This is a genomic window from Rhodovulum visakhapatnamense (assembly GCF_004365965.1).
Lineage (GTDB): Bacteria > Pseudomonadota > Alphaproteobacteria > Rhodobacterales > Rhodobacteraceae > Rhodovulum > Rhodovulum visakhapatnamense.
Genome location: NZ_SOEB01000047.1, coordinates 1 through 10,056 on the forward strand (window position 1 = coordinate 1; position 10,056 = coordinate 10,056).

A 10,056-nucleotide genomic window follows, 5' to 3' on the forward strand; every position below is an offset into this window, starting at 1 on the left:
TTGCCATGCATTATCCCGATGGCGTCACCGGCCCGTCATCGTGAGGCAGCCGGAAAAATCCAACTTCCCGCGGTCCAAGGTTGGGGAGCAGGGCAAGCTTGGGTTTCAGGTCAGGCGGCGATCTTCAGGTTCGGGGTCCGGCTACCATAGGCCTCGTCCGGCGTCAGCAGCCCATGCGATGAGTGCGGGCGTCTCTCGTTGTAATAGCTGATCCATGCGCCGATCCCCTTGCGTGTCTCCGAGCCGGTCTCGAAGGCGTTCAGGTAGACGCACTCGTATTTCAGCGACCTCCAGAGCCGTTCGATCATCCGATTGTCGATCCAGCGCCCACGTCCGTCCATCGAGATCCTCACCTTCGCATCCAGCAGCACGCCGGTGAAGTCGGTGCTGGTGAACTGGGAGCCTTGGTCGGAGTTGAATATCTCGGGCGCGCCGTATTTCGCCAGCGCCTCCTTCAATGCCTCGACGCAGAATCCCGCGTCCATGGAATTCGACAACCGCCAGCTCAGCACCTTCCGGCTGTGCCAGTCCATGACGGCCACAAGGTACAGGAAGCCACGACGCATCGGAATGTAGCTGATGTCTGTACACCAGACCTGGTTCGGCCGAGTGATGGACAAGTCATTGAGAAGATACGGGTATATCTTGTGATCGGGGTGTTTCCTGCTGGTCTTCGGCTCCTGATAGATCGGCACCAGCCGCATGAGCCTCATCAGCCGCCTCACGCGATGCCGCCCGCATTTGTGCCCTTCTCTCTGCATGTGGCGGGCCATCTGGCGCGAGCCGTACCATGGGGTTTCCAAGAACTGGCGATCGATGATCGCCATGAAGGCGAGGTTCTCCGCGCTTTCGCCGCGCGGCTGGTAGTAGAGGCTCGAGCGGGCCAGCGACAGCAGGCTGCACTGCCGTCGGACGCTGAGACCGGGATGATCCTTCTTCACCGCTTTCTGCCTCCAGTGCCGGGGATGAGACTGGAGGCTTCCGACAAAAAATCCCGCTCGATCACCAGCTGGCCGATCTTGGCGTGCAGCTTTTCGACCTCGGCGGGCGATATCAGCGGCTCCGATGCCGCCTGAGCGCCGAACGCTGACGCCATGTTGTCGATCGCCGTCCGTTTCCAGCCGCTGATCATGGTGGGGTGGATGTCATACTTCTTGGCCAGCTCGGCCGTCGTCAGTTCCTCGCGGATGGCCTCGAGGGCCACCTTCGCCTTGAACTCCGCTGAATAGCGTTTTCGTTTCGTCATCTCGGGTCAGTCTTCGTCAGGCGCTAAAGCTTAACACCTGGTCCGAAATCCCGCGACCACCTCTGTTTTAGTGGGTCCTACAGCTGACTACATGTAGGACCCACCAAAAAAACGCCATTGGGGTCGCTCGAATGAACCGTAAGTCATTGAAATAACTCAATCTAAAGAATCGCCTTCGCGCCGGCGGCGGCCAATTTGTCCTTTTGGCACAGGATTAATGTCCATCGATTTTCCAAGAAAAATGCCGCCTTTCGGCGGCATCCAATTCAAAATCGTCGGCGTCGGATCAAACTATGGGCAGGTCTGCCTTCTCATAGATGGCAGCACCGAACTCCCTTGGGTCCCAGATCGGCTTGACCCCGCGTTCCCGAAGCAACTTCCCGATGGCGAGCGGTCTCACACCCATGACCAGAGGCAGCCTCTTCTTGGTCACGTATTTCTGCCGGAAGTTCTCGAGCGCCGCGGGCGAAACCCAGACGTCCTCGCCGTAAGGCTCGGATGCGATCAGCGGTGCCGCTTCGGGATGGCAGAACACGCGACGGCCTCGGGAGGGATCGAACCCGAGAATGATGAGCGCCAACTCCCCGCTCATCCCGGGACGGGGAAGCGCAAGCTTCGACTTGATCTCCTGAGGATCCACGAGAACGGCCGCCAGGCCAGCGGCACCGGCCAAACGGCATGCACGCAGCAAGCGCCCCTGCAGCAACATCGATAGAATGACGGACATCTTCACCCTCCCCTTCTCTGCAGCCTTGGCGAGCGTCACCATGGTCGTCGGCTTCTCCGCGACTTCGGGAAGGCGCACCTGCATCCGCTCCAGGAAAGCCGTCATTTCCAGCCCATCGACCGCCTTGCTCGTTTTACTGGAAGCCGCCTCCACCTCCGCCAGCCGCGTGAGCGCACCGATTTCAAGAAGGGCTGCGACCATGGGGCGGGACGCCCCCAGCAACTCCGGCAGGCGACTGACCGGCACAGCATGCTTCAGCATTCGAATGGACGCGCGCGCTTCGTCGTAGCGCAGAAAGATACGACCGCACGGGGCCTCCCGGTCAGAGGCGGAAATGGCCCCTTGGTCGGCGAGCAGGTTCCGGAGCGTCATCGGATGTACGAGTTCTCCGGCCGCGATCTTGGCCACACTGCTGACACGGGGGGCCTCAACAGGGCTGCCCAAGAGGATCTGCCCTTTTGTCAGTGGCACCGTGTCGAGGATGTGCTCCCGCAGAAGAGGGCGGATGGCCCCGGGATCCTTGGTCAGCCGCGATGCGGACATCCAAGCATAGAGCATGCCATAAGCTGTCTTCGGATGCATGGAGCCGGGATTGGTCTCGGAACGCTTCAACAGATCCATAAAGGTGGTACGGATCGCCGCCTCCCCCTCGCTCATCACCGCCCACCCCGCGCGGCCGGCTTCATCCCACATGCTCTCGGTCATGTTGGAGGCCTTCTGCCCAGCTCCGAACGTGATGACCGCACCCAGCATTTCGGTGGCACGGACGCCCTGCTCGATCCCCTGGCCATCAAGCCATGCGGGGCCGGAAGCGCCCGTCAGCCTGGCGACGACATAGTCCTGCAGCGGCGAAGGCCGCAGCGAGGCGTTAGGTCCGACCGCCAGCGCATCTTTCTCCCAAGGCAACGCCTGAAGTTCATGCGCACCGTCGTCCCATTTCCCGCCGCGGTGGCTGAGCAACGGGATCTGATGCACGGGACACACCCTGACCACGGACAGTGACCAGATCAAACGGTGCCGCCACTTGGTGGCGGGACGCGCAGCACCCGCGGCATCCTCGGCCAGGCAGGAGGGGCAGAAGCGGGTGACGGGCCCAGTCAGGAACTCCGCAGCGAAGCGCTCACCGCGGAGGGCATATTGCCGATCACCGAGCGCTGTCACAGCGTTATGCGCGACTGGTGCGCGCTCCTGCCCGGAGATCGAACACAGCCGCGCAAGCGCACACTCTTCGCCACGCTTCAAGGACCAGAGGTCGATGCCAAGGTCGTTCAGAAACGGCACAAGGCGCCCACCCGTGTGAAAGGCCGCGCTACGCGCGGCCCAGGAGAGCGGAGTTTCATCCGGATGAAACGGCAGATGGGGAAAAAGCATCGCCATGATTCAGCCCCTCCGCCGCATCGAGACACGCGGTGCGTCTTCGGAGGCCTGATCGAGGCGCAGAAGCCGATATTGCTCCGCATAGAACACGTTCTGCTCAGCAGGACACCCTTCATGCATGGCCCAGGCACGGGCGAAGTGATCGATCGCCAGATCGCTGGCCTCTGCGTGGAGGGCCACCTCGATCGCGCGCACGATCAGTTCAATCGCCCTGCCGAACCGGTAGCGCGCCCCATGGAAGACCCGCCCGACTAGGTCGGCCTCGAGCGGCGCACCAAGGCCCGCCCGATGGCAGTAGTCGCCGACGATCTGCTGGAAGAGGTCACCGTGCAATTCGGGAACCAACGCCACAAAAGCGACCGTCGAGAAGCGCCGCTGAACCTGGGGGTCCGTCCGGATAACCTGCGCAAGCTCCTCGGTGCCGGAGAGGACAACGATCACGGCATCATCCCCCTGCATCAGGGACTTCAACGCGCGCAGAATGAGGTTTCTGTCCGCGCAAAACAGGTCGTGGGCCTCGTCGATCCACAGGACAACAGTACCCGTCACGCGCATGCGCTCGCGAAGGATCTGGACAAGCGACCAGACCTGCCGGGTCGGCGACACAGTTCCGTAGCCACTCTTCTCGAGCATCTCCAGCACCATGCTCTTGAGGGTTGCCGGGCTCGGTACGGAGCATTCCAGGAACCTCGGGCGGCCGTACTCCCCCTCTGCCAGGACAGGAAACTTCATCAAGGCGCGGTGAACGAGGTGGGACTTGCCGCTGCCAGCGCCGCCCACGACCATGATGCCGCGCGTTTCATTAGTCCGCGTGAAGCGGATCGGTTCGGGGGAGAGTTCCCCATCGTCATCCCGTTTAAGGAGGCGCGCGAGTTGGCTCGTCAGCTCAGTATCCATATCGGAGCCAACGTGGAGGCTCCGAAGATGTTCGAGCGCACGTGCGGTTTGAGCGTGATGCGACATGATCAGTCCTCTTCGATGTTCAGGGTTGTCTGGGTCTTGGGCGCGCTGCCGGCACGTTTCGCCGCGTTGCGCTGCGCCGGAGGCGCGGCATCGGCGGGCTCGACGTGATCGCGAATGGCACGGCCCAGCTCGTTGTCATTCTGCGGGCTGGAGGCGCGCTCGTGGAATTCCACGCCAGCCAGCACGTTCTTCTCCGCACGAGCGAAAGCTTCAGCAGACCAGTCCTCCAGGTTCAGGCTCGCCGAGACCATGGCGGCTTCGTTGCGCTCTTCGATCGCCTTGATGGCCTGACGGACCGCCGGCAGATCCAGCCGGTTCGACTTGGGGTTACCGGCACGAACCGTGCGAGTTGCCGTCAGCCAGGTCTGCGCGGAAACGCCTTCGAGGCTAGCGTCAACAGACGGCACCTCATGCCACCGATCTCCCAGCTGAACCGAAACCGCACCGATGTCCTTGGGATGCCAGCGCACATTGACGGTGCAGCTGTCCTCACGACGAAGCCACGTCGCCAGTTTCTCGGAGTGATAGCGGACCTTGAGGATGGTGATCCCGGTCTTGTCCAGCGTAGCGGTCTTGTGCTGACCGAACACGGTGCGCGCAGTGTGCATGTCCGGCGGAGGCATCACACCCCATTGCGTGCTCAGGCGACGCCAGCAGGCGATGGGCGTCTCTCCGTCCAGCCCGCGGTGAGGCGTGTTGTGGTAGATGTCGACGACCCAGCGAACCAGCGCAAAGGTCAGATCATCTACGGTCAGCGCCGCGCGTTTGGTCGGGTCAGAGTCGCCTTTTTCCAGAATGTTGGAGAAGGTACGGCCAGACAGGCGCGGCATCAGATCCAGGACGAAGGTCTTGAACACACGTTCGATCGTGCCGCGAACTTCCGGAACGCCATTGATGGCGATTTCCGTGGCGATCCCCAGATCGGCGCATGCGAACCGAAAGCGTTCAGACTTGAATGCGGCACCGCCGTCGGTGACGATCAACTCGGGCCGACCATGCATGTCCCAGGCAGTAAGCGCACCGACGGCGTCTGCCCACTTGCCCTTGTTCGTCATGATCATCTGCACCGCCTGCGTTGCGGCCTCCCCCCCGGGTTCCCGGCTCAGCACCATGGAGAGAATGCAGCGCGTGGTGCAGCAGATCGCGGCGGTGATCCACCAACGCGCCTTCTTCTTGTCGAGGCCCAATGCTGCCCTCTCCTCGTCCGTCAGGAGATCGTACATGCCGGAGCTTTTCATGAGTGTAATGAGGTCGATCTGCCATTCGTCGATCTCCACCCGCTGAAGCGGTCTCGCGAGATACAGTCCTTCAAACACCGGGCGGTATTTCTTCCGCGCCGCGGCCTCACCTTCCCGGGCCAAGGTCACCTGGAAGGGGTCGAGTTCGCGCACAGCGCGGCGAACCGTCTCACGGCTTGGCGTGGTCCACACACCCAGCCCAGCTTTCACACGTTCGGCATTCCGCTCGGCGAAGGCGATTTGGACGCCTTCATGGATCATCTTGATCGTCGGCTTCTCGGGCGAAAGATACTTCCGCACCTCGGTCATGAGCAGGCCGATTGCTCCAGAGCTCATCACCCGGGTACGGTTGCCTCGACGATGCATGGCATCGGCCAGCCCGATCAGCCCAAGCTCGTCCTTCGCGACCAGCCAACGGCGCAACGTACGGGGAGAAGGCGCTTCGCCGAAGTTCCGCGAGATGTCGAGCCTGTGGTCGCCAGCGCGGGTATCCTTCCCCGCATACTCCAAGGCCTTGCCCTTGATCAGCACCATGTTGGCGCCAAGGCTTTCATCCGTCATCTTGATCAGGCCATCGCGGCGCAGTTCCAGCAGCGCCTCGCAATAGGCGTCCTTCTTCGAAAGGCGCGCATAGCTCTTGAACGACAGATCGTTCACGAACCCCGCAGACTGAACCAGGCGCTTGCGAGCAGAGGCAACATCGTAATAGCCGGTCTCGACGCGGATACGTCCCTGCGCCCCCAAGCGGCTCAACTGTCCATGCGTATACGCCTGGGCGAGACCGACACTGTCATCGGCACCGAAGACATACCCGTCTTCGGATTGGTGAATGACCTTGCAGGCCATCCCGTTGATATGCACCCGGTCAAACTTTCCGAAGGCATAGCGTGCGTTGTCGATATTGAAGTTGAGTTCCATTTTCTTTCCTTTGGTGGTGTCCGGTCGTTCCGGAATTTGAGCGCGCGGATAGAACCCACTGCCTATGCGCAGTCGGTCCGCCGCAGCGGTTGATGAGGGGATGATTGGTGGAGGGTCTGAGGCGGAGTTGCGGTTAGTGCAGCGCCATCACCCTGATGACCTGGGAAGTTTCGCTGATCTTCTCCTGACGCAGGAGTTGGAGGTGCCCCGATCCGATGTGACGGACCACGGCGCGCAAGCCGGTACCCTCCATCCCGATCCGGTCGCGCAGGGCCCCGATCGTCTCGACGCCGCGCATCATACCGATCACCTCGGCAGCTGCCTGATCTGCGTCAGGCTCCGCGATGCGTACCGAGTGGAGGTGCGTGGCGTTGTGAAGGGCGACGGGGCACACATCACGCTCGGTGAAGAGGCGAAAGTCATCGAACACGCCTTGGGAGAGCGACTGGTGCTTGACCCTGGCCAGTTCGTCCTCGTACCCGGCGCTGACACGATGGATCGGACGCACCGCGTAGCCGATACGACGGCCGTCCCGCAGCCGGCAGACAAGGTCGACATAGTGGGTGTAGTACTCGCCATCAGCATCATACCAGTCAAAGGCTTGCTGCTCCACGAGATCGGCCGTGGTCGGCGCATAGCGGAGGATGAGCGCCACCTTCTTCTCAAGGTTGCTTTCCAGGCCGACGCCGCGCCCGTGGCCTTCGCCAAAAGTGATATGTCCCGTGAAATGGGACTTCGATGCGACTTGAGTGCTGCGGTTGCCAGCGCTCACCTCGGGCAAGCAAATGCCGCCCGGCAGAAAGGGATAGGACATGATTTCTCCCGCCCCGAGAAATTAACATTCTCGGGCTATGACGATCTTAGAAATGCGCGGAGAGCCGTCCTTGTCCTGGCGACAGCAACATGCTAATCGACAGGTGCAACACAGGGATCGGGCTTTCGCACGGTTCATTCGGGCGCCGAGCGCCTATATCTGATTTTGGGTGTTTGAGCCTCTTTGGACAGTTTCTTCCGATGAGCGCCTTTAACCTGACTGGAACTGAGAGATCAGAACCGCGTCAGGAGATCAGCCGCATATTCGGGAATTGCCCATAAGAGACACCGGCACCACCTGTCCAGCCCGCCGGGAGAGCGGGGTTTCGGGGGCCGAATTTTTGCAAATTCCGGCCTCAAGATCGGAATGGCACTCGCCTCCGGTTTCCAAGATGCCGGGCAGGTTTTGCGAAAAGAGGATAGGAAGTTGCTCAATACCGCCCAAAACAGCGGTATTTTCAACTTTAAGATGACAGTATTTTTTCATTTTCATCTCAGTTCCCCGTTTCGCAAGCCGGATGCCGCGACCGACAGGCCGCGCAAATCATCAAATCACTCCGATTTCGCGAATCGAACTCGGCAAATCATTCCGCTTTCCGGGCCAGGAAGGCGCCGGGATTCGATCACGAGGCACCGCTGCGGGCGAGCTGCGACAGCCGCCGGAAGAGCTTGTCCGACAGGATCGTTCGCCGCTCCCACTCCGGTGTTTTCAGGTCCCTGGCAGCATCCCCAAACCAGAGCTTCAGACTGCCCTTGTCGGATCGGTGTGAGAACACGGCATGCGGCCCGTTTGAACTGACCTCGACTGAGACCGGGGCAGAGCTGAACCCTTCGTCTGCGCCAGAGAACCCCTCCTCGAGCCAGTGGCCGCAAAACGCACCAAATGCGCGGTGCAGCTCCAGGTCAGCGACAGGCAGCCGGTTCAGGGCATCGAGCAGCTTACTCCCCCCTTCCCCATCGCAGTTGGCTTCCCACTGGATATGGCCGTCAAGAAACAGATTCCCACGCACAAGCTGAAGCTGCGAGAGTTCCCGCACGGCCTCGGGCGCATCCTTGGTCTCCAACCCCATGACAAGAGCCAGGGTGAGATGAAAGATATCCTCCCCCGTCATGTCCGCCGCCGCCCGGCCACGGCCGCCAGGCGTGCGCAGTCCGGCCCGCGCCATGGCACGCGTCATCGCGTCGACCTTGTTGGGGTTCAGGTCGAACCGCTGGGCAAGCGCCCGCACCATTTCCCCTTTCGTCGCCATAAAAGCTGTCCTCGTGAAGTGTCCTTGGGAGCGTTATGCCACCTCGCAAATCACGCGTCAAGTTTACGGTAAAAGTTTTTCCGTAAAATATGAACCCGCCGCGCGCGGCCTGAGCTTACGCCCCGCGCGCCTCGAGCGGCGCACCGCTGCACCGGCACATCGGGCGCTTCGCCTTCAGCTCCTCCAGGCGGTGCAGCGGCGCGCTTTCCACAAAGCGCCGGACCCTCTCAGGGTCGACGCGGGCACTCCGCGCAGACTCCCGGTAGACCAGCTAGCAATGGACTGACCCCACAACGCTGATCACCATGCCAGCTATGCAGATCAACGGACCAATCATGGGCTTCCCTGTCTGGAGGTCATCCTGGGCGCAAGCAAATGGCACGCGCCCTCACAAGAGGCTGCACCCTGACCGATGGCGTGTCAAATCCGCGGAGGCATGGTCGCGTCATAGCGCCAGCGCGCGCTGCAGATCTTCATGCTTGAAGGCACTGGCCATGCGGTTGATCTCAGCTGACCGCGCACCGACCGACCTCGCGGTCTCGCGCCAGGTGGCGGTGACCGTGGCCACCTCCTTGATGATTGCGCGCATCAAGGCGAAGTATTCGGCGGACAGCGTCAGCGCCTGGGCCGAGAGCGGCAAACACTCCCCCGCTTGATGAGGCTCCTCGCTAGTCGAGAACTCATGCTCTCACATAGTTTGTGGACGAACTGCCTCGAAGCCGCCGTCGCAGAAGTCAGCGTTTCCGGCCAATGCTCGATAGAGCTGGGCAAGCCAGAAATTCGGGCCAAATACATCCTCGAAGTCCTCAGCGCCCTCGTTGAGTTTTTCTACTACTCGTCCAGCGTTTCGACTGCCACCATACGCTCGGCAAAAAGCGGGATATTGCCCCGCCAAATGTTCAAGGCCCATTAACCTGTATCGATCCGCGAGGTTCAACTCGTTGAAGTGCGACCGCAAATGCTGGAACATCTGAAGCGCCATACCGGCCGGCTGGACGAGACGGTACGAAAGTAATAGAGCGTTTGCCTCCATCCGCACCCGCACTACCAAGAACGCCATGTCCGGGACGAGATCATAGCAGGGATGCAGGAACATGCGCACGTTCGTTCCCCCGTCCAGAACGCGGTCTCGCTTGCGCGTGTTGCAGACCGCGCAGCTGGGGATGAGATTTTTCGGGAACACGGAGAACTCCGGATATTGCTCCTTTGGCAGATAGTGATCCAACGTCGAAGACTCGCTGATCCCACAGAAAGGGCACCGGGCGACACTGACTCTCCTCAAGAGATCGCCGCGGAGAGTCTTCATCGGCTCAGTCTCCACTGTGAACGCGTGACGCATCGCCTCCTTCTGCGGATTGGTCATTTGGGTTTCAGCTAGCCCGCCGACCTCTGGGACAGCGCCCTCATAGCCTTCATAGGCAGCAAGCACCCTAGGTCATGTTGACAAATGGCGGACCCAGAGACGGATCGACGTGATGTCAATGAAGCCGAGGAAGCTCTCAGCGGTCTTGTCGTAGCGGGTCG

9 protein-coding genes and 1 pseudogene are annotated in these 10,056 nt (G+C 61.2%); all 10 read right to left on the bottom strand.

Going from position 1 to position 10,056, the window contains the following annotated elements:
* Positions 1-110: 110 nt before the first annotated feature.
* Positions 111-1,246 (bottom strand): IS3 family transposase gene (locus EV657_RS20500; protein ID WP_425057276.1). Its coding sequence is split into 2 segments (ribosomal slippage): positions 111-982 and positions 982-1,246, totalling 1,137 coding nucleotides; the frame shifts between segments, so codons are not numbered across the junction.
* A 286-nt stretch (positions 1,247-1,532) separates the two neighbouring features.
* The gene (locus EV657_RS20505; RefSeq protein WP_134079671.1) at positions 1,533-3,350 is read right to left on the bottom strand and encodes a TniQ family protein; all 1,818 of its coding nucleotides are present in this window, start codon (positions 3,348-3,350) and stop codon (positions 1,533-1,535) included.
* A 3-nt stretch (positions 3,351-3,353) separates the two neighbouring features.
* A complete protein-coding gene (locus tag EV657_RS20510; protein ID WP_134079673.1) occupies positions 3,354-4,313 on the bottom strand; it encodes a TniB family NTP-binding protein in 960 nt (319 codons plus the stop codon).
* Positions 4,314-4,315: 2 nt separating this feature from the next.
* Entirely contained in the window at positions 4,316-6,469 is a 2,154-nt protein-coding gene (locus tag EV657_RS20515) for a Mu transposase C-terminal domain-containing protein (RefSeq protein ID WP_134079674.1), read from the bottom strand.
* Positions 6,470-6,602: 133 nt separating this feature from the next.
* Positions 6,603-7,283: a PDDEXK family nuclease gene (locus EV657_RS20520; protein WP_134079676.1), complete on the bottom strand. Its 681-nt coding sequence runs from the start codon at positions 7,281-7,283 to the stop codon at positions 6,603-6,605.
* Positions 7,284-7,535: 252 nt separating this feature from the next.
* Positions 7,536-7,775 (bottom strand): hypothetical protein, encoded by a 240-nt coding sequence (locus EV657_RS20525; RefSeq protein WP_134079678.1) that lies wholly within the window; start codon positions 7,773-7,775, stop codon positions 7,536-7,538.
* Positions 7,776-7,905: 130 nt separating this feature from the next.
* On the bottom strand, positions 7,906-8,532 hold the full coding sequence (locus EV657_RS20530; RefSeq protein WP_134079679.1) for a hypothetical protein: 627 nt from the start codon (positions 8,530-8,532) through the stop codon (positions 7,906-7,908).
* A gap of 445 nt (positions 8,533-8,977) precedes the next feature.
* Positions 8,978-9,172 (bottom strand): hypothetical protein, encoded by a 195-nt coding sequence (locus EV657_RS20535; RefSeq protein ID WP_134079681.1) that lies wholly within the window; start codon positions 9,170-9,172, stop codon positions 8,978-8,980.
* A 48-nt stretch (positions 9,173-9,220) separates the two neighbouring features.
* Positions 9,221-9,961, bottom strand: a complete 741-nt coding sequence (locus EV657_RS20540) for an HNH endonuclease (RefSeq protein WP_134079682.1) — start codon at positions 9,959-9,961, stop codon at positions 9,221-9,223.
* Positions 9,962-9,967: 6 nt separating this feature from the next.
* Positions 9,968-10,056: pseudogene (locus EV657_RS20545) on the bottom strand (IS5/IS1182 family transposase); the annotation flags it as partial.

Coding starts and splice junctions, on each gene's coding strand:
- EV657_RS20505 (WP_134079671.1), bottom strand. CDS start 3,350: ATGGCGATGCTTTTTCCCCATCTGCCGTTTCATCCGGATGAAACTCCG.
- EV657_RS20525 (WP_134079678.1), bottom strand. CDS start 7,775: ATGAAAATGAAAAAATACTGTCATCTTAAAGTTGAAAATACCGCTGTT.
- EV657_RS20510 (WP_134079673.1), bottom strand. CDS start 4,313: ATGTCGCATCACGCTCAAACCGCACGTGCGCTCGAACATCTTCGGAGC.
- EV657_RS20515 (WP_134079674.1), bottom strand. CDS start 6,469: ATGGAACTCAACTTCAATATCGACAACGCACGCTATGCCTTCGGAAAG.
- EV657_RS20520 (WP_134079676.1), bottom strand. CDS start 7,283: ATGTCCTATCCCTTTCTGCCGGGCGGCATTTGCTTGCCCGAGGTGAGC.
- EV657_RS20530 (WP_134079679.1), bottom strand. CDS start 8,532: ATGGCGACGAAAGGGGAAATGGTGCGGGCGCTTGCCCAGCGGTTCGAC.